The organism is Staphylococcus saprophyticus subsp. saprophyticus ATCC 15305 = NCTC 7292 (assembly GCF_000010125.1).
GTDB classification, from domain to species: domain Bacteria; phylum Bacillota; class Bacilli; order Staphylococcales; family Staphylococcaceae; genus Staphylococcus; species Staphylococcus saprophyticus.
Genome location: NC_007350.1, coordinates 2,443,537 through 2,467,658, shown reverse-complemented (window position 1 = coordinate 2,467,658; position 24,122 = coordinate 2,443,537). Strand labels below are relative to the sequence as shown.

The following is a 24,122-nucleotide window of genomic DNA, read 5'->3' as shown; positions in this document are numbered from 1 at the left end:
GTCGGAAGGGGCACGACAAATGCATAAATTATTTATCTTTGCACTTGCAGGATTCCTCGCTCAACTCATTGATGGATCACTAGGCATGGGCTTTGGTGCTTCATCATCATCAATATTACTCACATTTGGTATCGCACCAGCAATTGCATCCGCGACAATACATTTTTCAGAAATTGCAACAACGGCTGCTTCTGGTACCTCACATCTGAAATTTGAAAATGTACATAAACCTACCATGATTAAGTTAGCAATACCAGGTGCGATTACATCATTTATTGGCGCAGCGTTTTTAAGTCATATACATAGTGACTTGATTAAACCTTTTATAGCAATATTTCTGTTAACAATGGGCATTTATATTTTATATCAATTTTTATATAAACGTCATCAAACGGTTGTTAAAGATCCTTCGACGATCGGGCGTTACGCCATGATTCCACAAGGCGCAGTTGCAGGATTTTTAGATGCTATTGGTGGTGGCGGCTGGGGTCCAGTCAATACACCTTTATTATTAGCACAGAAAAAGTTAGAACCGAGATATGCCATAGGTACAGTATCTGCAAGTGAATTTTTTGTCACTATTTCAGCATCCATCAGTTTCATCATCTTCTTGGGATGGAGCCAGATTAACTGGGGGTTAGTGATTGCACTAAGTATTGGTGGTTTGATTGCTGCACCTTTTGCAGCATGCTTAGTTAAAATTTTGCCGATGAATATATTAGCAGTCTGTGTCGGTGGGCTGATTATTTTTACAAATAGCAGTTCACTAATTAGTGTTTTTCAATTAAATGCAACAACTTCCATAGTGATAAAAATTGCAGTCATACTGCTTTGGATAGGCTTAATTATTTTCGCTTTATATCAAAATAAGAAGCTACCCATAGATTTTTCTAAAAAGAAAGTGAATGTTAACGCAAATGAGATAGATTAAAAGGAGTGAATCAATATGGCATTAACAAAAGAAATTATTGAAAATACGATTCAACCACATGGTGGTACATTAATTAATAGAGAAGTTAACGCTGAGCTGAAGGAAACAATGTTGGAAGTATCGCATTCCATGCCAGCCATTACACTGAACCCTTGGAGTTTATCAGATTTAGAACTGATTGGCATTGGTGGTTTTAGTCCCCTTACAGGTTTTATGAATGAAGCGGATTATAATGAAGTCGTTGAAAATCTCCATTTGAAAAACGGTCTAGTGTGGAGTATACCGATTACGTTGCCGGTTACGGAAGATAAAGCAAATGAGCTTGAAATCGGTGAAAGCATTGCGTTATATGGTGAAGATAATCATTTATATGGTGTGCTTGAACTTGAGGAAAAATATACCTATGACAAGGAGAAAGAAGCAGCATTCGTTTATGGTACTACGGATATTGAACATCCAGGTGTATTGAAGGTATATGAAAAAGGCAGTGTCTATCTTGCTGGACCCATTCACCTAGTAGATCGACCGAAACATGATGAATTTGTCGATTATCATTTGGACCCATCTGAGACGAGACAATTGTTTTATGACTTAAATTGGAAAACGGTTGTTGGGTTTCAAACGCGTAATCCTGTACACCGTGCACATGAATATATTCAAAAAGCAGCTTTAGAATCTGTAGATGGTTTATTACTGAATCCTTTAGTAGGTGAAACAAAATCAGATGATATTCCTGCAGCCGTTCGCATGGAAAGTTATGAAGTGATATTAAAAAATTATTACCCGGAAAATAGAACGAGATTAGTTATTTATCCAGCTGCGATGCGTTATGCAGGTCCACGTGAAGCGATATTACATGCCACAGTACGAAAAAATTATGGTTGCACGCATTTTATTGTAGGACGTGATCACGCGGGTGTCGGTGATTATTATGGAACTTACGATGCGCAAACACTCATCGCACAATATGAAGATGAATTGGGCATACAAATTTTGAAATTTGAACATGCTTTTTACTGCAATGTTTGTGAAAATATGGCAACAGCCAAAACATGTCCACACGATGCTTCAGAACATTTACATTTGAGTGGCACGAAAGTTCGTGAAAAATTAAAAAACGGAGAGTCCTTGCCGAAAGCTTTTTCAAGACCAGAGGTAGCGGATGTACTTATCAAAGGATTACAAGAAAAATAAGATCAAAGGAGTTTGAACATGGCCACTTCAAATCATATTACATGGCATGAATCAGCAGTTACGAAAGTAGAAAGACAACAACGTAATCAACATCGCAGTGTTGTCATCTGGTTTACGGGTTTATCAGGTTCTGGTAAATCTACGATATCAGTAGCATTAGAAAAAGCATTATATCAACAACAAGTACATACGTACCGACTAGATGGAGATAATGTCAGACATGGCTTAAATAACAATCTTGGCTTTAGTCCGGAAGATCGAAAAGAGAATATACGTCGTATTGGCGAAGTAAGTAAACTCATGGTCGATGCAGGATTAATTACGATTACAGCATTTATATCGCCCTATCAAGCTGACCGAGATGAAGTACGAAACTTATTAGACGACAAAGAATTTATCGAAATATACACGTCTTGTAGTATAGAAACGTGTGAATCTAGAGATCCTAAAGGATTGTATCAAAAAGCAAGAAACGGAGAAATTAAAGGATTTACTGGAATCAATGCGCCTTATGAAGAGCCCAATAATCCAGAAATTATTATAGATACAGAGCAAGACAGTATTGAAACAGCTGTTAATCAAATTATTGACTATTTAAAAGTACATGACTATCTTGATGTGAAACCAGTATAGGTTAAGCATTGATGTTTGGGAGAACGTGATAGAGATGTGCGAAATAACTGATGCATACAGAAGGTCAACATGTGAATCGTACGCAAAGGGGCATTGATATGGGCATTTTAAATATAATTGCATATTGTTTGATTATAATTTTTGTACTCGTCGTGGTTTTAGGTGTTTGGCTTGTAAATAAAGGACAAGATAGAAAATATTTTTTGACTGAATTGAAAATTATTGTCACGCTACTCATTATGAGTTTTGTTGGTTTAGGTATTTCACTAGTCATATTAGGTTACTTAGGTGAAATATGATGTCTATTTTTAATCAATGTTATCAAGCTATGTAGATAATGTTTATTGTATAATAATGGGGAAGTGATACATCAACCCCAGAAAAAGAAGCGCTCAGGTGATTTAATTCAATGGATCTGAGCGCTTCTTCTTTATTTAATTTTTCGTATGGTTGGCTCACTTTCTAAGGATCCAGCTTCAGTCTGAGGTCTTTAGCTTGTCCTGTTCCTTCAAGCGTCTCGCCCAAAATACATTGTATTTATATGACTATACATCATCAGACACTGCTTTTTGGTTATACTTAACTTAAAATGAGTTGATTAAAAATGATGGCTCAACGTTATGTCGACATGTAATTTGAGTCGTAGCAAAGTTAAATGCATCATGATATAGTAAATAGATAAATTTTAAACATAATCAAATGTAGGTAGAGGTAGGTTCTAAGCATGAATAAGTCCATAGAAGAAATTGCCAAGGTTGAATTACATTGTCACCTAGACGGTTCAACAAGTGTAGAATTGATTAGACAACTTGCAGATGAACAAGGTGTTAACTTAGATGAATCAAAATTATTTGTCAGTAGTCAGTGTGATAGTTTAGATGACTATTTACAGTGTTTCGATGAAATATTAAAAGTACTTCAGACAAAAGATAGTTTGAAACGTGCGGTTGTAGATGTTGCCAAGCAAGCATATAACGATAATGTGAAATATATTGAAATTCGTTTCGCACCATTATTTCATATGGATCAAGGGTTAACGATGACAGAGGTGTTGGAAGCAGTAGAGTTAGGTGTTAATGAAGCGGTTAATACATTAGGGATAGGCGTTAATTTGTTAGTATGTGCGATGCGACAACATCATACTGAACAAAACCAAACACTTTTTGATTTTATTCATCAACATCATCATGAAGCAATTTGTGGCATTGACTTTGCAGGTCCTGAAGTAGGATTTCCTACTGAAGCGATTGAAGATACAATAAAATATGGCTTAGATAAAGGTTTCAATCTTACGTTACACGCTGGAGAGTGCGGTTGTATGCATAATGTGATAGAAGGTATTAAATTAGGCTCGAAACGTATTGGACATGGTGTTGCTATAAATCAAGATAAACAATCATTGCAGTTTGTTAAAGAAAATGACGTACTCTTAGAGATGTGTCCAAAAAGTAATATTCAAACCAAGGCCATTACAGGGTTAGAAGCATTAAATTTACCTTATTTGCTAGAACAAGATATACCTTTTTTAATTAATACAGATAATAGAACCGTTACACAGACATCATTAAATGAAGAATATACTTTACTTATAGAAAATGAAATGATGACATTAGAACAAGTCAAATATATTAATGAAAGAGCAGTAGACTATGCATTTTTAAGTGACGAAGAGAGAAAGCAGTTACACTTAAAAATGTAAAAATTATTTAAAACCCGAAGCAATAAATATACTAGCATGTTGATTCATAAAAAGATGATCACCAGCATAAAATGTATGAGCCTGTGTTTGTGATAACCCTATTTGAGCAAAGGTTTCTAGAATATCAGATTGCTTAAAGCCATTGTAAACTTTTGGATGCTGAACATTTTCATTTTTATCAAAATCAACTAAAATCAGCATGCCTCCTGGATTGAGGTGCGTGTAAAGTTTATGCAATAAAGCTTTATAGTCACCACTATGAAGTAAGACTAAAGATAAGAAAATGACATCATAGGTTGATTGGTTTAATGGATGATCATCAGCCAAAATATCGCCGACAAGTGTTTGAATAGAAGTCTTTTCTAATGCTGATATTTTTTCATCAAAAATATTTACCATTTGAGTTGAGGCATCCATAAGTGTGACTTGTTCAAAGTGATGATCTATATTTAATGTTACGAGTCCAGTGCCACCACCATAATCTAATAACGAATGGTAAGTTGTATGATTGAGCAATTGATTTGTTGCTTGGGCAATGATTTGTGCTAGGTGAATTCTGTCAGGGTGGTCATACTTGTGGGCCATTTGTTCAAACTGGTCTTTATTCAAGGCAAAACTCCTTTAGTATTATAATAGTTATTGTAGATACTTTAAGTCTTTAATTGATTTTAGCATAAGACCATGCAAGGATACAAATCGTTTTATTCAAAATCATATACATTATAAATATTATGATTTTATCATATTAATATTTATAAGCCTAAAGTAGGATTGAGTAAATTGAAAATACTTGGTTTACTTATTATATAGAAGAATGCGTTATGGAAGGAATAGTCAACGTGAATAATTATTTAAAAATGACGGTAGGCAGTCTGTGTCTCATTATGCTAATTATATGCATTGCGTTTAACTTAACGGAAAATATGGATGCTAGCATATATCAATTACTACATCGTACGATGTCTTCAGAGATAATCGTTCAATATTTAACAATGATTTCAACAGTATTTTCACCTATTGCCTGTTTATGTATGGTGTTAATCATATTACTAGGTTTACTGATTTATGATAAATTTAAATGTGTTTGGTATGGATTTTGGTGTTTTAGTGTCTTTGCTATTGGAACATTTTTAAAATATGCTATCCAACGTCCAAGACCGAGTGCGATCATCGACGGTTATAGTTTTCCTAGTATGCATGTTTTGAGTGTATGTATCTTAGTTAGTTTGATTGTATTATTAGCGAAACATAAGGCTGTCATCTTTATAGGCGCGATATTAATCTTATCGATTATGATATCTAGAATTTATTTACAAGCACATTATTTCACAGATACGATAGCTAGTTTATGTGTATTGTATATATTAATACAAACACTATATATTGAATTTGAAACTAAAGGTATATTTAGTGTGATTTTTAAAAAAAGTAATAACACTTGAATTTTAAATTGCTTGATATATAATAGAAATATAAGTAAATGAAAGCTATAACTCATTACTTTGTGAAGAAGGTGAGTCAAATAGAATCACATAAAAAAGAACAACAATTTTCAAATTTAATTCGTTCTTATAGTAAACAACATGTAGGTAAAGGGCCTGAGAAAGTACAAGTTTCGTTTAAAGGAAACTGGGCTATTGCCTATATGACGGGCGCGTTAAGTAAAGTTGAACAGTTTTATTTAGGCGATAAACAAAATGAAGTCATGCTTCACTATAACCGCACTGAAAAGATAAAACAGTTATACAGCGATATTAAATTAGATGAAATTGGAAACGCTCGTTGGAGCTAAATTTGTTAAATTATTTACAGATATTGATTTAGCCGATGATGAGGTTGTATCAATATTTGTATTCGATAAATCAATTGAATAAATACGGAATGGTGTAAGGTACTCGGTGCTATTTGCTAACTACGTTTTGAATGATTCATTCAAGGAGGTGGTATGTGCAAATCGTATCGAGTATTTTTTTGCTTCGAAGATGCACATAAGTTCAGTAACATTGCACAGTTTTAAAAATAAATTATTAGGAGAGATAAGCATGAAAATCGTAGCATTATTCCCAGAATCCGTAGCAGGCGAAGATAATCAATTATTAAATACTGAAAGAGCAATTGGTTTGAAACCATTTTTAGAAGAAAAAGGGCACGAATTCGTTATATTAACAGACAATGAAGCTGATTTAGATAAACATTTAGCAGATATGGATATCGTTATTAGTGCGCCATTTTATTCAGCATATATGACGAAAGAACGTATTGAAAAAGCACCTAATTTAAAATTAGTAATCACTGCTGGGGTAGGTTCAGACCACGTCGATTTACAAGCGGCAAGTGAACACAATATTGGTGTTGTAGAAGTCACTGGTAGTAATACGATTAGTGTTGCAGAACACGCAGTTATGGATTTACTCATCTTATTGAGAAATTACGAAGAAGGTCATAGACAAGCTAAAGATGGCGAATGGAACTTATCAAAAGTTGGTAACCATGTGCATGAATTACAAATTAAAACAATTGGTATCTTTGGTTTCGGTAGAATTGGCCAACTTGTAGCCGAAAGATTGGCACCATTTAATGTAACAATCCAACACTATGACCCAATCAATCAAAAAGATAATGAGCATTCTACTTTTGTTAATTTTGATGAATTAGTATCAACAAGTGATGCGGTTACAATCCATGCGCCTTTAACACCTGAAACAGATAACTTATTTGATTATGATGTGTTAAGCCGTATGAAAGTTGGCAGCTATTTAGTAAATACTGCACGTGGTAAAATTGTAAATACAAACGATTTAGTGGAACTCTTAAATGCGAAACATATTCAAGGTTACGCAGGTGATGTTTGGTATCCACAACCAGCACCAGCAGATCACCCATGGAGAACGATGCCTAGAAATGGTATGACAGTACATTATTCAGGTATGACCTTAGAAGCACAAGCGCGTATTGAAGAAGGCGTCAAAGATATCTTAACGCGTTTTTTCAATAACGAACCTTTCCAAGACAAAGATATTATTGTGGACGCTGGTAAAATTTCAAGTAAAAGCTATACAGCAAAATAAAAATAAAAATAAAACAAAACTGCTAAGATAATATCTAGTGAATCCTTAAAGTTGAATTTCAAACTTCAATTTCAAGGGTTTTTTAAATGGTGTGAAAGAAGTTTTAGAGTTTAAGCGTGTTAGAAAAGTTAATTTATATAACTTAGACAGTAAAATTACTTATCAAATAATAATATAACGTAGATTTAAAATATATTTATTTTCAAAAAAATTTAAGAGAAATTAATTTAATATTTGAAACGCTTACATAATAGGAATATACTTTGTAAATACGCTTCAAACAATCGTATCAAGACGTATTGATCCATCAGAAATGGGAGTCATAACGGTAGGAGCTTTTGAAGCGCTAGGTGGTGCGAATGTCATTCAAGATAAAGTTACAATTAAAGGGACTGCACGTTATCAAAATGATGATTTAGAACAATTTATGTATGAAGAAATTGAGAAAGTTGCTCAAAGTGTCGCTGTCGGATTTGATATCACATATGATTTGGATTACCAATTTGGATATCCTGTACTTTATAATCATCCAACACAAACCAATCATGTTGTTGATATATTATCTGCAAGTAAAGGTGATTATTTTGAACAGCTTGTAGAAATTCCTGCTATATCGGGATCAGAGGACTTTGCATATTATTTAAAAGAGATTCCGGGTACCTTCTATATAGTTGGTTGTAAACCAGAACAGGTGACGTCACCATATATGAATCATCATCCGAAATTTGAAGTAAATGAGGATGCATTAATTGTAACAGCCAAATCGCTTGGGGAAATAGCAATTAATAGACTGACAGCTACTGATTGATTTTAATAAATAATCAGTGATTAAGAATTGTGATAAATAAAAAAGCACTTACGAAATGCATGACTGAATGCATCGTAAGTGCTTTTTTTAATTATTTAATAACCATTAACCTAACACATAGACTACATTGTTCTGCGTGAAGGTTTGCTATCATCAGATAATTTGGCTGATAATATCAATGCTACAAATGAAATTGCTGCTGCAACCATAAATGTAACGTTAACGCCATGGATGATACCTTCAATACCATCACTAGGGTTTGATGAAACAGACATTAATGTAATAAATAGTGCTGTACCAATTGCCCCAGCCATTTGTCTAAATGTATTGTTCATTGCAGTACCATGTGCGATAAGGTGATTTGGCAATTGATTGATTGCTAAAGTTGTCATCGGCATCATTACCATAGCGAGCGACACCATACGAACGGCATTCGATGTAGCAAGATAAGTAAACGACGTGTGCGCCGTTAATACTGTAAATGGTAATGTGGATAGAACTAAAATGAGTAGTCCAATACGTGCAAGCCATTTACCTCCGAACTTATCGAATAAATAACCTGTAATTGGGTTCATGATACCCATAATAATAGCGCCAGGCAATAATACGAGACCAGACTCTAAAGCAGAGAACTGTAACATATTCTGCATATATAACGGCAAGATAATGTTAGATGCGATTAATACACCAAAGACAAACATACTTAATGCTGTACCTAAAGTGTAAATATTATAACTAAAGACTCTAAACTCAAGCATAGGTTCTTTTAGTTTCAATTGACGACGAATGAAAACAACTAATGAAACAATGCCAATGATGAGTGGTGCAATGAATTGAACACTGCCCCATCCAGCTTCGCCGACTGAACTAAAGCTGTAAAGGAGTCCACCGAAACCTAATGTAGATAGAATTACAGATGTGATATCCAGTTTTGGATGTGATGTTTCGGTAACGTTCTTCAATAGGAAAATTGAAGCAATAATTATAATAATTGCGATAGGGAACACAACGTAGAAGACACTTCTCCAAGTAAGATGTTCAACTAAAACACCTGATAATGTTGGTCCAATTGCTGGCGCAAATGCGATGACGAGTCCGAAGAGACCCATAGCAGTCCCACGTTTTTCTTTAGGGAAAGTTAGGAATAAGATTGTTTGCATAAGTGGCATCATAATACCAGCACCTGCTGCTTGTAGGACACGACCAATCAGAAGCATTGAAAAATCTACGCCCACTGCACAAAGCAATGTACCTAAAGCAAAAATACTCATTGCAGTTAAGAATAACTGCCTCGATGTATAACGTTCAATTAAAAATGCTGTAATAGGAATCATTATTCCGTTTACTAACATAAATATGGATTGTAACCATTGTACGGTACTTTCAGATACTTGAAGATCTTTCATAATTGGCGGTAAAGCCGTACCAAGTAACGTTTGGTTTAAAATAGTAATAAAGGCCCCTGATAGTAGTACGATAAATAAGGGGATTCTTTTTTCGACATGGAAAGTATCGTTTGCACTCAATTAACTCACTTCTTTCATAAAAATTAAACAGTATTATATTATAGCACTATACAAAATTTAAATCTAAAAGTTGAACTGGAAAAATTAAATTTGTAGTCAAACAGAACGAGACAGGAATGAAATAGTTTTTAAAAAGGCGGTTTAAAAGGTAGTTCTTTAGGTAAGTAATGATTGATATTTGTGTGAATAATGATTAGAAAATGCACAATAACATTTTACAACTGTATGTTAAAAATACTACATGAGATGTGAGGCAAATGTCAAAGTTATCATTCAGAGATTTTAGTTGGCACATCAGGCATGATATTACCTTTAAAATTCAGAATATTTTCAAAATTAGTTGTAGTTGTATTATAATAGGAAAGTATTCATTACTGAGTAGCCGTAATCATATTTTTTTACATGCAAAGATAATAAAATTATGATGACAATGGACTAGAATATTTAAATGAAATATTAGGAGTTTTTAATCAATATAGATATAGAACCGAAGGAGAGTTAATAGACAATGGATAAAAAAGATTTAATCGCCCCTGAGCAATATAATATTGTCAGCGAAATTGAAAAATTTGCGACTGATGCAATGAAGAAAGCAGTGATTTTTGAAGACGCGGGTGGCGAAACAAAAGAAATCACATATAAACAATTAATTAAGCACGCTAATAAAGTCGGAAATATGTTTTTAAAACATGGACTACAAAAAGGTGACAAAGTCTTGGTGATGATGCCGCGTTGCATTGAAACATATGAAATTTATCTCGCAGCATTGAAATTAGGCCTCGTTATTATTCCTAGTTCAGAAATGTTACGTACTAAAGACTTACAATATAGAATTACGCATGGCGAAGTGAAGGCCATCGTCGTAACTTCAGATAGTATAGATGAATTTAAAGCGGTAAAAGAATACGCATCGCTTACGAAATTTATTGTCGGTGGTCAAGAAGCGGATTGGTATGCTGTTGAAGATGAAAAAACAACAGTTTCAGATCAATTAAACACTGTTGAGACGTCTAGAGATGATATCGCCTTACTGTCATATACTTCTGGAACTACAGGTAATCCTAAAGCGGTTGTTCATTCACACGGTTGGGGCTATGCACATATGCAAATGGCGCCGAAACATTGGTTAAGTATTAAAGAAGATGATGTTGTTTGGGCAACTGCTGCACCAGGCTGGCAAAAATGGGTATGGAGTCCTTTCTTATCTATTATGGGTTCAGGTGCAACGGCTTTTGTTTATAACGGCAAGTTTAATGCAGAAAAATATTTAGAATTACTGCAAAATTATCAAATTAATGTACTTTGCTGTACACCAACAGAATATCGCTTGATGGCGAAGTTACCTAATCTGACTGATTATAATTTAGAACATTTGCATAGCGCAGTGTCAGCAGGAGAACCACTTAATAGAGAAGTCGTTGAAAAATTCCAAAATCGTTTCAACCTTACAGTGAGAGATGGTTATGGACAAACAGAAAGTACATTATTAATTGGGTTCTTAAAAGATACAGAAAGTCGTCCTGGTTCTATGGGCAAAGCAATTCCTGGCAGTCATGTTACAGTAATCAATGATGAAGGTGAACTTGCCGAAGTAGGTGAAGTAGGTAATATTGCAGTGCCGTTAGACTTACCTGCACTGTTCAAAGGTTACTATAAAGATCCGGAACGTACAGCGGAACCTAGAAAAGGTGAATATTATATTACAGGTGACTTGGCTAAATTAGATGCAGATGGTTACTTCTGGTTTGAGGGACGTAAAGATGATATTATCATCAGTTCTGGTTATACGATTGGGCCATTCGAAGTGGAAGATTCTCTGACAAAACACGAATATGTGAAAGAATGCGCAGTCGTTGCGAGTCCACATGAAATCAGAGGTAATATCGTCAAAGCATTCGTGATTTTACAAGATGATGTGCCAGCAACGGATGAAACGGTTAAGACATTACAAAATTATGTGAAACAAGATGTAGCACCTTATAAATATCCACGTGCTATCGAATTTGTTGAAGACTTACCTAAGACAAACTCAGGTAAAATTAGACGTATTGAATTAAGAGAAGCAGAACAAAATAAATAATCTATGATACTAAAAAATCCCTTCACTACAATTGTAGTGAGGGGATTTGATGTTTCTATGGTTAAAAATTATTGGAAGGCAGCGCCTAAGAGTGAGAAACCGATAACTACGACAAGATAAACAATAGACCAAATAATGGACGATTTCTTAGAGAAACGACTTGTTGCAAAAAACAAGATTCCTAAAACATAAGCACTGATAAGCGTTTGTAAGTCAAACACGCGAAGTATAGGATTACCCTTATCAAAGATATTTAGGCTGGTAATTGAATAATCTGTGACTGATAGTCCTGCAATCCATTGTATAAGAACAACAATGAGTGCGATGGAACTGGTAATAATCGTATAACTTAAAGTTGCAGAAAAAATAGATTTAGCACTAGCATCTGATTTCATGATTTTAGAGATAATTAAAATGATTACAAAAGTAACACCAATCGTAAGGATAGAGCCAATCACACCACTAACAACACCGATAATTTTTGCGAATTCAAGTGATTGGTCAAGCTGTTGTCCACTTAATCCAGCATCTTCGAAATTTTGTTTGAAGTCTGTAGTTAATGCAACAATCGTAGCTGATAACGCGACGATAACGATTGCAATAATAAGTTTTAAACCCCAAGTGGGTTTTTCACGTAAACTAGAAAAATGTTGTGCTAAAGGTAAATTAGATGATTCCATATGTATAGTGCCTCCTATTTATAGCGTTTTCAAAAGCATAACATGTGTCACAATATTTTAAAATACTATAATAAGTATTTTTGAATAATTAATATATAATAATAAAGATGAAAAAGAAAATATAGGACTATAGTAAAAGTGGCTTGTCATATGTAATTATAATAAATTAATTAATAAAAACATGAGATTAATTATGTTTTTTATTGCGTTATCGTGTTATGGTTTAAGTGAAGCAAGTAGTCAGTTTATTTATTCAAATCATAATTAAGGGAGCAATGGGATGATACATTATTACAAATTATTTTGGATCAATGCACTTAATATCAAAGGTAGAGCGAGGCGTAAGGAATTTTGGTATCCTTTTTTAATGAATATCCTAATTAATATAATGCTTGAAATCATTTTTTTCTTATTACCAATTCCAGCAATAATAGAAGATACTGTTGGTTGGATTGTGTATATATTAATCCTAGTCGCTATGTTCACTGTTACAGTTAGAAGGTTTCACGATGTTGGTATGACGATGCTAATACCCATTATCATTTTTCTAATTGCGGTTATTAATGATTTTAGTGAATTTATAAATTCAGATATTCCAACACTCGATAATTCTGCATTAACAGTTATTGCTGTTATTTTTGGAGTCGTGTACATTGTGATTTTAATTGTTTCATTAGCAGTTTGTTGTACAAGCGGTCAAAAAGAAACAAATCAATATGGTGTAAACCCTAAAGCAGTTGAATAGCATTTTATGATGTCGTTTGTTTCACGTAAGCATTGAAAGTGATACGAAGCATGAAACGTTAGTATCACAAAATTCAATTACTGAAAGAGGTTTTTATGATGTTCAACAACAAGAAAAAGCGTAAATGGGATAAAGAAAGTAAAGAGAGCATATTTTCTATAGACCTTTTTTGTGTATCAATTATCCTTCATCCTTTTTGTTATAAATTCTAAGTAGTTTCTTTTTTATATATCCAAAATTATCTAAAGTAACAAAATTTTCGTTTTCCAAGATTCTTGCACAGATAATATTCAATGTGTTTTCATAATTGGCAGGTAGTCGTCCTTCTAGGGGTAATGTATTTAGCCATTCATCAATGCCTTCAAAAAATTCATCTTTTTGATATACAAAATCAACAACTAAGTAATCAAAGCATTGGCAATATTTTTCCAAATAATTAATAGCTATATCAGTATCTTTTTTTATATAATATAAAGCTAATTTATGATAGCAATTAATACTTAGATGGGGATATAAATAATCTACATTAAATGCTTGATTTAAATGATAAAGTTTTGATTCTAATGATTCTATTGGAACAGTATGTAAATCATAGATAAGCATTAAAGCGAAATCATGCATATAAATCATTAAAGACTGATACATATCTGTTTGAATTACATTTTTAGCTTTTGTTTGGTTTCCATTTTGTACATAAGCTAATGTTAATGTTGCATTTTCACCAATTTTTTAAATCAAAATCTGGCGTATTTTCTATAACTGCTGAGTAATCACCTTCAAACATATACATTAAAGTTTGATATCCTTGTGCATGTCTTTTTAAGTAAATAGAGTTTGAATTATCTTCTGTAATTTTGATTATTTCATGCGCTAAGGCGGTAGTTTCTTTTATTTGTGTTTCATTCTCACAATATAAAATATTATTTGCTAAAATGCCTAACAATGAATTAAGAAATTTAAATTCATCACAATAATTAAGATAATAGTCTCTAACAGAAAATAGGTATTCAGAATAACTCGTGTGATTAACCATTTTAGAAAGAGATATAGAGATCTTTTTAATTTCTTCATCTGTCATAGCGATACTATAATTAAGTAAATCATCTACTGAAATATTAAATAATTTTGCTAATTTGGGAAGCATCGTAATATCGGGATAAAGTATTTCGCTTTCCCACTTAGAAATAGTAGTTTTGGTTGTATTAAGATATTCAGACAATGCTTCTTGGGTCATACCAAGTCTTAAGCGTTCTTTTTTTATTGTTTTAGATATTTGAATCATTATTAACACCTCTCGTATTTAATGTTACTAGAAATTTTTAATAAGGTATATTGCTTATATATCAACATAAAGAAACAAAGTTTCTGCATAAGAAACTAATTTTTTATATGACAGTTAAGATAAGCAAATAAGTGATTTTTATAGAGATAATCAACATAATATAGACACCAATCTATATAGATGTTAGTCTATGTATTGTCTAGGAGGCATATAATGTCTTATAAAGTATTGTCATCTATGTTAAAAATCTTGTCAGATCCAAGTAGATTAGAAATATTAGATTTACTTTCTTGTGGTGAACTATGTGCGTGTGATTTATTAGAACACTTTCAATTTTCTCAGCCTACATTAAGTCACCATATGAAATTATTGGTAGCGAATGACTTAGTTACGACACGTAAAGTGGGCAATAAACATATGTACCAACTTAACCACACATTATTAGAATCAATTCAGCAAAATTTAAACGTGATTCACACGTCTAATCAAGAATGTGTATGTAAAAATATGAAATCAGGTGAATGTTAATGATGACTATTTTGGCAATTGTCATTTTTTTATTAACGTTAACGATTGTTATCTGGCAACCTAAAGGATTAGATATCGGTATTACAGCATTAGTCGGTGCTATCCTTGCGCTGATTACAGGGGTTGTTCGTTTTTCAGATGTGTTAGAAGTAACAGGTATTGTATGGAATGCCACATTAACATTTGTGGCGGTTATCCTTATTTCATTAATATTAGATGAAATTGGATTTTTTGAATGGTCAGCGATACATATGGTGAGGGCTTCTAAAGGTAATGGGTTGAAAATGTTTGTGTTTATTATGTTACTTGGTGCAGTGGTTGCAGCATTTTTTGCTAATGATGGCGCAGCATTAATCTTAACGCCAATTGTACTCGCTATGGTGCGAAATCTAGATTTTAATAAAAAAGTGATATTTCCATTTATTATTGCAAGTGGATTCATCGCAGATACAACGTCATTGCCATTTATTGTAAGTAATTTAGTTAATATTGTTTCGGCAGATTATTTTGATATTGGTTTTGTTGAATACTTAAGTCGAATGATGATTCCTAATCTATTCGCGCTCGTCGCGAGTATTGTAGTGCTTTGGATATATTTCAGAAAATCAATACCTAAAACGTTTCATACAGAAAATCTCCAAACACCTAAAAATGCGATTAAAGATGAAAAATTATTTAAAATATCGTGGATTGTATTAGCAATTTTACTCGTAGGTTATCTTATAAGTGAATTTGTTCAAATACCTGTATCGATTGTCGCAGGTATGGTTGCTTTAATCTTTGTATTGTTGGCTCGCAAATCACATGCTGTACATACGAAGCAAGTTATTAAAGGCGCACCATGGAATATCGTGTTATTTTCTATTGGTATGTATTTAGTAGTATTTGGATTGAAGAATGTGGGTATTACAACCATTTTAGCTGATACTTTATCTAATATTTCAAACTATGGCCTGTTTAGTAGCGTTCTAGGCATGGGCTTTATAGCCGCATTTCTATCATCAGTCATGAATAATTTACCGACCGTACTTATTGATGCTATTGCGATTGGCCAGTCCAATGTAACAGGGATAATTAAAGAAGGTATGATCTACGCCAATGTGATTGGGTCAGATTTAGGTCCTAAAATCACACCAATCGGTTCGTTGGCAACATTGCTTTGGTTGCATGTATTGACTCAAAAAGGGGTCAAAATTTCATGGGGAACGTATTTTAAAACAGGTATTATAATTACGATTCCAGTATTATTTGTAACACTTGTCGGTTTATACCTTACGCTCATATTATTTTAAACTTTATTGCGATCTGCATTGATAGCCAGGTTTAGAATAATCAGGATTTAAAAAGACATATGATAGTCAGAACGAATAGTATAACTTGAATTTTTAACTAAATATAGAAAAATTACAATGCAACATTATCAATTATACCGTCATACGTTTTGCCCCTTGCTATTTCAAATAGCAAGGGGATTTTTCACGTATTATAAACGATTACGTTTTACTTTCCAGTATTTTTTAATATTCAATGTTTTTGATAATTGATCAGACAGCAGTAAGCCTAAGGCGATGGACCCTGCGATAAGGATAGTTCTAATAAACGTATTGTTAGCTTCAGTAAAGTTTAATGTTACCAATTGTTGCATCGCTTTATAGGCTAAACTACCAGGCACTAAAGGGATGATACCGGGAATCATAAAAATGACTACAGGAGATTTAAGGATTCGACTCATGATATGACTCATCACACCTAAAGTTAAACTGCCAAGCAAACTAGAATAGATACTATCAATTTGTAATAGGTCATTTAATATAAAACTAATAAGATATCCTGATGTACCTGCTAATCCAGCAGCAAAGAATAAATTTTTAGGCGCATCATATATTACTGCGAAAAAGTAAGAGGCAGTAAAGCTAAACAAGAATGCATAGATTAAGGTCATGATATACGCCTCCTAAAATAGTAAATAAGCAATAGAAATGCCAGATCCTATAGCGAATGCGATAACGAGCGCTTCTAAAAATTTGGCTGTAAATATTAACATGTGTCTGCTAAATAAGTCTTGAATGGCTGTGGTAATTAAGACACCTGGCACAATCGGCATAATAGAAGCAATCAAGGATGGTCCTATCGTTTGATGAATGTTGAATAGTTGACTACCTAGCAGGACAATGACGCCAATAACGAAAGATGCAACGAATCCTGGTATGAACATGGTCGTAGATTTACTTTGCATACATTCAACGATTAGAAAACCAAGTAACCCAGCAATAAATGTAATCACAATATTTTGAAAATTCCCGCCCTGTAAATATAAAAAACTGAGTGATATCACACCTGCAGCTAAACACTTCTTCCACAATTTAATACTAAGTGTCGCTTGTTCAATATGATTTAGGCGATCGAAGGCCTGGGTAATTGAAATTTGATTACTGGCTAACTGACGTGAAATAGAATTGACTTGAAATATTTTTAACAAGTTTGTGGTATTTTTGTTGATCCTGATAATGCGTGTATCATGATTTTCACTTAGGGAAAAATTGATGAAAATATTAATCACATAACCCTGACTATTATGGTAGCCCATACATTGTGCGATTCGTTTCATTGTATCTTCTATACGAGAAATCTCCGCGCCTGAAGATAATAATATTTTCCCTGCAAGTAAAATCACACGCATAGTGATTTTATCTTGAGCATGCTCCATGTTTACACCTCCAAATGCGTCATAGGTAAAGTTATCATTCGTAATACAAGAATAGTCGATAATAATAATAGGATAAATATATATTGATTATATTAAAAAAAGTTATTTGTTTCTATTATTTTATGTATTTTCCACTTATTATCAGTATGAATGAATATAGCTATTCTTGACAATGACGAATAATGATTATATATTAGTAATATTAAATAAAAATAAATATAGTCGTTGAAGGACGCGCTTTAATTGATATTACGGCTTTAGCAAGATGTTAATAGAAATATTGGCAAATTGAAAAAGTGGACGAATAAGAGTTAAAAGTTCAAATCATACGACATATTGCGTGAAGTAAAGCTTTTATTGTTAAATTTAAAAACATGAAATTATATATTAGGTAGCAAAGCAAAACACTTTAGATTTAAAAAAGTGCGTTGTTATGAAGCCGGCAATGGTAATGAATCGTTCAGGGTTTATTGTATATTGTCGGCTTTTTTGTGGTGTGCTACGCAACCTATCATGCAATTAAGTAGTCTGCACTACATTATATCTTACAAAGGAGAATCTGAAATGCTTACATCGTTTAATGCATCTATACTGTTAACTATCTTTTTCATAACCATTATTATTGCTGCACTGAGCGGAATTATATTTTTAAATAAACGTATTCCAGTTGCTTATGTGCGCATACATATTTGTATCGTTGCTTTACCACCGTTGCTAGCATTTATCGGACTCCTATTTACTTCAAATCAGGTTGAAGCTGGTTTGTGGTATTTAGATATTTTAGCTTGGTTAATGGCATTTTTTGTTTTATTTATTGGATTAATTATTCAACGCTATTGTATACGATATTTAGCAGGAGATAGAAGCTATCGAAAATATTTCATGTTATTTACATTGACGACAAGTTTTGCGGCAATGGCATGGTTAACTGGTGACATCCGCATAATGGTTATAAGCTGGGGTTGTACTTTAATAGGGCTAACACTTTTAATTAGTTTGACGAGTGCTTGGAGAGTTACTAGAGCCGCAGCAATTGTGACAGGTAAGTTGTTCTTCTTAGGTTGGATAGCTTTAGCAATCGCTGTTGTTTGGATCGGCTTAATAACAGGAGAATGGCATTACACTGCTATATTTACAGAGAGTAATTTAGCGCAGATCAATGCTTGGTCAAAATTTGGAATCAATATATTAATTATATTAGCGGTTATGGTACCAGCTGCACAGTGGCCATTCCAAAGATGGTTGATTGAATCTGTAGCAGCACCTACACCGGTATCAGCAATCATGCACGCGGGAATTGTTAATGCGGGTGGTATTATGCTGACACGTTTTTCACCACTATTTAATGGTGACATCGCAACGATGGTCTTACTTGTGTTTGCAAGTGTATCTGTTTTAATTGGTGCGGGTATCAGTTTAGTGCATGTTGATTATAAACGATTACTTGTTGGATCAACGATTGGTCAAATGGGCTTTATGTTAATTCAGTGTGCATTAGGTGCCTACATTCCTGCAATCATTCACTTAATATTGCACGGTTTGTTTAAAGCGACGTTATTCTTACGTTCTGGTTCAGCGGTGCGTCATTTTAACGTTCCAAGCCGAGTTAATGAACGCATGTCTTATCTATGGATTCTAATTGGTCGAGGTCTTGCAATCGCAATCGGGTTAGGCTTTTGGTTATCAGCGCCAGAACAGGGTTATCGACTAGTAAGTGGTTTGATTTTAGCATGGTCGTTATCAGTATCATGGACACAACTTGTTGCGTTTGGAGAAGGTCGATTTGGTCGTATGATGGGCTTGTTTGTACTCATTGTGGTTGGTGCAGTCTATTATATTGTACATCACTTTTTCAGTGGCGCTTTACATACAATCACATTCCATAGCGCACAACCACCAATGTTTGCAGTAGTGATAGTTGCAGTATTATTGCTATTTGGTAGTTTGATGAGTACTTGGGTAGCACGTAATCGTTCGTCAAAAGCATTCTCGATATTATACATGTGGATTGTACGATTAGGTGATGCGAAACTTGAATCGGTAGAACGACACCCTAACTATTTGAAATCATATTTATCTAAAGGAGGGCATTAAAATGGGCGTATCAAAGATAGAATCAACGCAAGCGTCGACATATATTGATGATATACATGATAAAGTTACACGTGCGAGTAACGTAATCGTACCATTGTCACCTATTTCAGTGTTCGCTGCTAGAAGTCCGTGGGCAAGGCTAGAACATAAATCATTTGATGAAATCGCCCATTGGTTAAAAGAAACGCGCAAAGTAGATATGTATCCTGCACGAATGACTATTTTGGAAGCCAATCAAAAAGGCGAAATTGATGATGCGTATGTAGAACAATTTTTTCAACAATGGTTAAATGATACAGCATTAAAGATTCCAAGAGAAAATGCAGCGCAATATGGCCGTAACGCATTGAAATTGGAGACGTTGGAAACACCTACGGATATTAAATCGCAGCTAGAAGCATTAGTTAGTGATTTAAATGAACAGGTCAAATTTGAATCTGAAAATACTGTACCGTTAAAGAGTACATACATTTTAGATGAAAAAAATGAACGACTGATTGATACGGTGGATTACCATACGATTAAGTGGTGTAAATTATATATTGATGATGCACAATCTGGATGGACAATGCCAAATCGTGACAAGGGATTATTCTATGCTTGGCGTAGATTAGTAGCGTATGATCCTGCGTTAACCAAAGATCAACGCGCACGTTTAAAATCATTACCTAATGAGGCAGAGGATTTAATGCAACAAGCATTAAGCTATTTAAATATCTCAGAGGCAGACGCGCAAACATATTTAGAAAATCACTTACTATCTTTACCTGGTTGGGCTGGCATGATGCTATGGCAAGATGAACATAATCACAAAGTGCATGACTTACTTTTTTCTTATCTTGCTATCCGTATTGCTATGGAATGGGCAATTGTTGAGCCATATTTACCTGTATCACAGCCTGAAGATTTAAATGATATGAATAAAGAAGAGCTGATTGCATCATGGATCCAGTGGGGCAATTTTTCAATGCAATCTTGGAAAGCTCTATCTATCGAAGCACAACAAGCACATATTCAATTTGCGTATCGATTCAATGAACAATTTTGTAGAAAATTATGGTTAGACGCTTGGGAAGCGACTTATAATCAACAATTGAAAGCAATGATCGGACCGAAATCAAGCGTTGAGGCTGAACAACAATCACAAACATTAGTACAAATGGCATTTTGTATTGATGTGCGTTCTGAACCGTTTAGGAAGCACATTGAAGCTAATGGTCCATTTGAAACTATTGGTATAGCTGGATTTTTCGGTTTACCAATCGAAAAAGCGGAACTGGGTAAAAAGTATAGTCATCCATCATTACCTGTAATGAACCAGCCACAGCATAAGATTAAAGAATATACTCATGAGCACGAGCCTAATGCATTCCAACAACGTAAACATGCATTAGAATCAGTGACGTATACATTTAAAAAAATGAAACAAAATGTCTTGCCTAGCTTACTATTACCAGAATTAAGTGGTCCGTGGTTATCGCTACAAATGTTTACACGTAGTTTTATACCGAAAAGTGTTGGCAGTGTTATTCGAAAATTTTATACAAGTTGGTTAAAGAAACCCAATGATACTGCATTGACTTTAAATTATGAACCACAACATCAGCACAATCATCGCCACATACATTTGGAAGATGATTTGCCGGTTGGTTTTACAGATGAAGAAAAAGTGAACTACGCTCTACAAGCACTTAAACTAATGGACTTAACAGACGATTTCGCACCGTTAGTTGTCATGTGTGGACATGGAAGTCAGAGTGCCAATAATCCCTATGCAGCGTCATTAGATTGTGGTGCATGTGGTGGTGCGGCGAGTGGTTTTAATGCAAAAGTATTGGCGCAGTTATGTAATTTGCCAGAAGTGAGACAAGGTTTGTTGCAAGAGGGTGTAGCTATTCCTGAGACGACAATCTTCGCTGCTGCAGAACATCAAACTTCTATTGATACATTGACATGGATTTACGTACCTAAGCTTACAGAAGCGGCACGTAATGCGTATGAAAATATTGAAGCGGCCATGCCAAAAATTAGTTATCAAGCAAATAAAAAACGCCTCTCTCAATTGCCGAATAATAATTTAACTAATCGCAATCCGAATCATGAAGTGTATCGATTAACGAATGATTGGAGTGAAATTAGACCAGAATGGGGTCTAGCTAAAAATGCAGCGTTTATCATTGGTCAGCGTGAATTAACTAAACAGAGTGATTTAGCAGGAAGAGCATTTTTGCATAATTATAATTGGAAAAACGATGAAAATGGCACTATTTTAGAAAATATTATTGCGGGTCCAGCACTTGTAGCGCAATGGATTAACTTACAATATTACGCATCTACGGTTGCGCCGCACTATTACGGAAGTGGTAGTAAAACAACACAATCAGTGACTGCAGGTATCGGCGTGATGCAAGGTAATGCAAGTGATTTATTGACCGGTTTACCATGGCAATCCGTGATGTCAGCAGATAATAAGATGTATCATTCACCGATTAGATTAGTTGTTGTAATCCAAGCACCACAAGCCTTTATTAGTCGGTTATTAGAAAATGATGAAACATTTAAGCAGAAAGTCATGCATGGTTGGGTTCGTTTAGCAAGTGTTGACGAAGACAATCACTGGCATGAATGGTCAAACGAAGTTAAAAAATTTAGTTAATGCGAACTGAGCATGATGGATCATAGCATTTGTTAACGTATGACAACCAATGTTATTTCCTAGGGAATATGACAGAACTATGGAGAAAGTGATTAAAAAATGGTACTGTTATCTTTGTTAAAATGAATTTCTAATTTTAGTTCTACAGGAGATGCATATTTTATGAAAATGACCAAAGGTCGCTATGAGTCTGAAATCAGCAAAGCAATTACCCAATGGGAAAAAGACTTCCTTGGCCGCGGCTCTCTGTCAGTTAAAACGGATATATTACGTGACATGATTATTGTGAGTTTACATGGCGTATTGACTCAAGCAGAGTACAAAGTGTGTGAAACGAATGAAGGTTTGTTAACTATAAAAAAAACACGTTCTAAACTGGTTGAATCTGGTATTGAAGCGCTTGATGAAATCGTGCTGTCTATAACAGGCGAAAAAGTGAAAAGTTTTCATACAGATTTAAGTTCTAGAACAGGTGAAAGAATTATCATTTTTAAATTGCATAATGATTTAGAAAAACAAATTATTGAATAATGGAAACAAACATGAAACCGAAAATACACATGTCATTTATTGAAATATGAGGATAAATGATGTGTGTTTTTTACATGGAATGCGCATGGCGTCGGGTAATCAGCAAAGGCATTTGTATTATCAGTATTTTCAATTTTAAAGGGCTGCAGAGACAGTATAAGTAATATAAGATAAAAAACACGCACATACCGTTGTAAGGGACAGTATGTGCGCTTGGTTCATTACTCATAAATGTTAGAAAGTGCAATACATTAAAGTAATTACTTATCATATAAATTTGGGTGTTAAAGCATCATAATCTTTAATTAAGATTCTTTTATTAAGATATAACAATCGTGCTCAAATCGTGCTCAAAATCAATTATTAGGTTGTAAACTAAATACAGTTTGAGTTTGTGTTCTTACACATGCGTAAAGGACGCTCATCATGTATGTAGTTTGGGTTTGGTGCACAACAACGACAACGAAAGGATTCATGTAAAGCAGTGCTCAAATTATTTTAAAAGCGACTTGAAAATGAGTTCAATAATGTTTTCAATCATTAAACCCCCTCCTTCATAAATTGTACGTGACAACTTGTGCGTTATTCAATTTGGTCTAGGATTAAAGAAAGAATTTGTTCTACTAAGTTAGCTAGCATACGACACACCTCCTTTATTTGAATATTATAACAATTTAATATTTTTTTGTAACAAAATGCCTAGATGTATAAAAATAATACTAGAATATTAATATTATATATTTATTAAAATTCAATTATATTTAATTTGATTATTTCAGTTTATGAGTGCGGGTCATTAAATATAATAAAATTAATGTAGTCCTCAGGATATTTGAATGAATGCGTTTAAATCTTATAGGAGTTATAAATTAATTAAAAAGACTTGAATTATATAGGTTTAATATAGTAATATCACTAATTGGGTGTTAAAGAATCATAATTTTTAATTATGGTTCTTTT

Annotated in this window: 22 protein-coding genes and 1 pseudogene; 16 read left to right on the top strand and 7 right to left on the bottom strand. The window is 33.8% G+C overall.

Features of this window, described 5'->3' with window-relative positions:
- Positions 1-19: 19 nt before the first annotated feature.
- The 5 genes from SSP_RS12065 (at position 20) to add (ending at position 4,457) form a co-directional block, all read left to right on the top strand.
- On the top strand, positions 20-931 hold the full coding sequence (locus tag SSP_RS12065) for a sulfite exporter TauE/SafE family protein (RefSeq protein WP_011303994.1): 912 nt from the start codon (positions 20-22) through the stop codon (positions 929-931).
- 15 nt (positions 932-946) lie between these two features.
- Positions 947-2,125, top strand: coding sequence for a sulfate adenylyltransferase (sat, locus tag SSP_RS12060; RefSeq protein WP_011303993.1), 1,179 nt, complete (start codon positions 947-949; stop codon positions 2,123-2,125).
- An 18-nt stretch (positions 2,126-2,143) separates the two neighbouring features.
- Complete coding sequence (gene cysC, locus SSP_RS12055; RefSeq protein WP_011303992.1) at positions 2,144-2,758, top strand: adenylyl-sulfate kinase; 615 nt, start codon at positions 2,144-2,146, stop codon at positions 2,756-2,758.
- Between the two features lie 50 nt (positions 2,759-2,808).
- Positions 2,809-3,057 (top strand): hypothetical protein, encoded by a 249-nt coding sequence (locus tag SSP_RS12045; RefSeq protein WP_103314610.1) that lies wholly within the window; start codon positions 2,809-2,811, stop codon positions 3,055-3,057.
- Positions 3,058-3,482: 425 nt separating this feature from the next.
- Positions 3,483-4,457 carry an adenosine deaminase gene (gene add, locus SSP_RS12040; protein ID WP_011303989.1) on the top strand — a complete coding sequence of 325 codons (975 nt, stop codon included), beginning with the start codon at positions 3,483-3,485 and terminating at the stop codon, positions 4,455-4,457.
- A gap of 3 nt (positions 4,458-4,460) precedes the next feature.
- On the opposite strand, the gene SSP_RS12035 is transcribed toward add, so the two are convergent.
- Positions 4,461-5,066, bottom strand: coding sequence for a class I SAM-dependent methyltransferase (locus SSP_RS12035; RefSeq protein ID WP_011303988.1), 606 nt, complete (start codon positions 5,064-5,066; stop codon positions 4,461-4,463).
- 212 nt (positions 5,067-5,278) lie between these two features.
- Here SSP_RS12035 and SSP_RS12030 point away from each other — a divergent pair, with 212 nt between their 5' ends.
- The 4 genes and pseudogenes from SSP_RS12030 (at position 5,279) to SSP_RS12015 (ending at position 8,333) form a co-directional block, all read left to right on the top strand.
- Positions 5,279-5,899, top strand: coding sequence for a phosphatase PAP2 family protein (locus SSP_RS12030; protein ID WP_011303987.1), 621 nt, complete (start codon positions 5,279-5,281; stop codon positions 5,897-5,899).
- Between the two features lie 38 nt (positions 5,900-5,937).
- Positions 5,938-6,331 (top strand): annotated as a pseudogene (locus SSP_RS12025) (DUF2294 domain-containing protein).
- A gap of 168 nt (positions 6,332-6,499) precedes the next feature.
- Entirely contained in the window at positions 6,500-7,525 is a 1,026-nt protein-coding gene (locus SSP_RS12020; protein ID WP_041784852.1) for an NAD-dependent formate dehydrogenase, read from the top strand.
- A 313-nt stretch (positions 7,526-7,838) separates the two neighbouring features.
- Positions 7,839-8,333, top strand: coding sequence for a M20/M25/M40 family metallo-hydrolase (locus tag SSP_RS12015; RefSeq protein WP_011303983.1), 495 nt, complete (start codon positions 7,839-7,841; stop codon positions 8,331-8,333).
- 122 nt (positions 8,334-8,455) lie between these two features.
- Here the strand turns inward: SSP_RS12015 and SSP_RS12010 are convergent, their stop codons facing one another.
- Positions 8,456-9,859 carry an MDR family MFS transporter gene (locus tag SSP_RS12010; RefSeq protein ID WP_011303982.1) on the bottom strand — a complete coding sequence of 468 codons (1,404 nt, stop codon included), beginning with the start codon at positions 9,857-9,859 and terminating at the stop codon, positions 8,456-8,458.
- A 508-nt stretch (positions 9,860-10,367) separates the two neighbouring features.
- Between SSP_RS12010 and mbcS the strand changes: the two genes are divergently transcribed.
- On the top strand, positions 10,368-11,939 hold the full coding sequence (mbcS, locus tag SSP_RS12000) for an acyl-CoA synthetase MbcS (protein ID WP_011303980.1): 1,572 nt from the start codon (positions 10,368-10,370) through the stop codon (positions 11,937-11,939).
- A gap of 68 nt (positions 11,940-12,007) precedes the next feature.
- On the opposite strand, the gene SSP_RS11995 is transcribed toward mbcS, so the two are convergent.
- On the bottom strand, positions 12,008-12,619 hold the full coding sequence (locus SSP_RS11995; protein WP_011303979.1) for a YIP1 family protein: 612 nt from the start codon (positions 12,617-12,619) through the stop codon (positions 12,008-12,010).
- Positions 12,620-12,899: 280 nt separating this feature from the next.
- Between SSP_RS11995 and SSP_RS11990 the strand changes: the two genes are divergently transcribed.
- On the top strand, positions 12,900-13,364 hold the full coding sequence (locus tag SSP_RS11990; RefSeq protein ID WP_011303978.1) for a DUF805 domain-containing protein: 465 nt from the start codon (positions 12,900-12,902) through the stop codon (positions 13,362-13,364).
- A 180-nt stretch (positions 13,365-13,544) separates the two neighbouring features.
- Here the strand turns inward: SSP_RS11990 and SSP_RS12630 are convergent, their stop codons facing one another.
- Together SSP_RS12630 and SSP_RS12625 are read right to left on the bottom strand one after the other, a co-directional pair.
- The gene (locus tag SSP_RS12630; RefSeq protein ID WP_011303977.1) at positions 13,545-14,009 is read right to left on the bottom strand and encodes a hypothetical protein; all 465 of its coding nucleotides are present in this window, start codon (positions 14,007-14,009) and stop codon (positions 13,545-13,547) included.
- Between the two features lie 73 nt (positions 14,010-14,082).
- On the bottom strand, positions 14,083-14,646 hold the full coding sequence (locus tag SSP_RS12625) for a helix-turn-helix domain-containing protein (protein ID WP_011303976.1): 564 nt from the start codon (positions 14,644-14,646) through the stop codon (positions 14,083-14,085).
- 213 nt (positions 14,647-14,859) lie between these two features.
- On the opposite strand from SSP_RS12625, the gene SSP_RS11980 reads away from it, so the two are divergent.
- On the top strand, positions 14,860-15,174 hold the full coding sequence (locus tag SSP_RS11980) for an ArsR/SmtB family transcription factor (protein ID WP_011303975.1): 315 nt from the start codon (positions 14,860-14,862) through the stop codon (positions 15,172-15,174).
- A complete protein-coding gene (gene arsB, locus SSP_RS11975) occupies positions 15,174-16,466 on the top strand; it encodes an arsenite efflux transporter membrane subunit ArsB (protein WP_011303974.1) in 1,293 nt (430 codons plus the stop codon). The genes SSP_RS11980 and arsB overlap by 1 nt, the downstream gene beginning before the upstream one ends.
- A gap of 191 nt (positions 16,467-16,657) precedes the next feature.
- Here the strand turns inward: arsB and SSP_RS11970 are convergent, their stop codons facing one another.
- Together SSP_RS11970 and SSP_RS11965 are read right to left on the bottom strand one after the other, a co-directional pair.
- Positions 16,658-17,116, bottom strand: coding sequence for a threonine/serine exporter family protein (locus SSP_RS11970; protein WP_011303973.1), 459 nt, complete (start codon positions 17,114-17,116; stop codon positions 16,658-16,660).
- Positions 17,117-17,128: 12 nt separating this feature from the next.
- Positions 17,129-17,881, bottom strand: a complete 753-nt coding sequence (locus tag SSP_RS11965; protein WP_011303972.1) for a threonine/serine exporter family protein — start codon at positions 17,879-17,881, stop codon at positions 17,129-17,131.
- Between the two features lie 564 nt (positions 17,882-18,445).
- Between SSP_RS11965 and SSP_RS11960 the strand changes: the two genes are divergently transcribed.
- The 3 genes from SSP_RS11960 to SSP_RS11950 all read left to right on the top strand — a co-directional run bounded on the left by SSP_RS11960 (position 18,446) and on the right by SSP_RS11950 (position 23,162).
- Positions 18,446-19,975 carry an NADH dehydrogenase subunit 5 gene (locus SSP_RS11960; protein WP_011303971.1) on the top strand — a complete coding sequence of 510 codons (1,530 nt, stop codon included), beginning with the start codon at positions 18,446-18,448 and terminating at the stop codon, positions 19,973-19,975.
- A 1-nt stretch (position 19,976) separates the two neighbouring features.
- Positions 19,977-22,631 carry a DUF2309 domain-containing protein gene (locus tag SSP_RS11955; protein ID WP_011303970.1) on the top strand — a complete coding sequence of 885 codons (2,655 nt, stop codon included), beginning with the start codon at positions 19,977-19,979 and terminating at the stop codon, positions 22,629-22,631.
- Positions 22,632-22,793: 162 nt separating this feature from the next.
- Positions 22,794-23,162 (top strand): DUF2294 domain-containing protein, encoded by a 369-nt coding sequence (locus SSP_RS11950; RefSeq protein WP_002484313.1) that lies wholly within the window; start codon positions 22,794-22,796, stop codon positions 23,160-23,162.
- Positions 23,163-24,122: the final 960 nt, after the last annotated feature.

Bases quoted from the DNA above. Each gene is read 5' to 3' on its own strand.
- SSP_RS12045 (WP_103314610.1), top strand. From the start codon at position 2,809: ATGCATACAGAAGGTCAACATGTGAATCGTACGCAAAGGGGCATTGAT.
- sat (WP_011303993.1), top strand. From the start codon at position 947: ATGGCATTAACAAAAGAAATTATTGAAAATACGATTCAACCACATGGT.
- SSP_RS12015 (WP_011303983.1), top strand. From the start codon at position 7,839: ATGGGAGTCATAACGGTAGGAGCTTTTGAAGCGCTAGGTGGTGCGAAT.
- SSP_RS11995 (WP_011303979.1), bottom strand. From the start codon at position 12,619: ATGGAATCATCTAATTTACCTTTAGCACAACATTTTTCTAGTTTACGT.
- SSP_RS11980 (WP_011303975.1), top strand. From the start codon at position 14,860: ATGTCTTATAAAGTATTGTCATCTATGTTAAAAATCTTGTCAGATCCA.
- cysC (WP_011303992.1), top strand. From the start codon at position 2,144: ATGGCCACTTCAAATCATATTACATGGCATGAATCAGCAGTTACGAAA.
- SSP_RS11965 (WP_011303972.1), bottom strand. From the start codon at position 17,881: ATGGAGCATGCTCAAGATAAAATCACTATGCGTGTGATTTTACTTGCA.
- SSP_RS11990 (WP_011303978.1), top strand. From the start codon at position 12,900: ATGATACATTATTACAAATTATTTTGGATCAATGCACTTAATATCAAA.
- SSP_RS11955 (WP_011303970.1), top strand. From the start codon at position 19,977: ATGGGCGTATCAAAGATAGAATCAACGCAAGCGTCGACATATATTGAT.
- SSP_RS12065 (WP_011303994.1), top strand. From the start codon at position 20: ATGCATAAATTATTTATCTTTGCACTTGCAGGATTCCTCGCTCAACTC.
- SSP_RS12630 (WP_011303977.1), bottom strand. From the start codon at position 14,009: ATGTATCAGTCTTTAATGATTTATATGCATGATTTCGCTTTAATGCTT.
- SSP_RS11950 (WP_002484313.1), top strand. From the start codon at position 22,794: ATGAAAATGACCAAAGGTCGCTATGAGTCTGAAATCAGCAAAGCAATT.
- SSP_RS11970 (WP_011303973.1), bottom strand. From the start codon at position 17,116: ATGACCTTAATCTATGCATTCTTGTTTAGCTTTACTGCCTCTTACTTT.
- mbcS (WP_011303980.1), top strand. From the start codon at position 10,368: ATGGATAAAAAAGATTTAATCGCCCCTGAGCAATATAATATTGTCAGC.
- arsB (WP_011303974.1), top strand. From the start codon at position 15,174: ATGATGACTATTTTGGCAATTGTCATTTTTTTATTAACGTTAACGATT.
- SSP_RS12030 (WP_011303987.1), top strand. From the start codon at position 5,279: ATGGAAGGAATAGTCAACGTGAATAATTATTTAAAAATGACGGTAGGC.
- SSP_RS12020 (WP_041784852.1), top strand. From the start codon at position 6,500: ATGAAAATCGTAGCATTATTCCCAGAATCCGTAGCAGGCGAAGATAAT.
- add (WP_011303989.1), top strand. From the start codon at position 3,483: ATGAATAAGTCCATAGAAGAAATTGCCAAGGTTGAATTACATTGTCAC.
- SSP_RS12625 (WP_011303976.1), bottom strand. From the start codon at position 14,646: ATGATTCAAATATCTAAAACAATAAAAAAAGAACGCTTAAGACTTGGT.
- SSP_RS11960 (WP_011303971.1), top strand. From the start codon at position 18,446: ATGCTTACATCGTTTAATGCATCTATACTGTTAACTATCTTTTTCATA.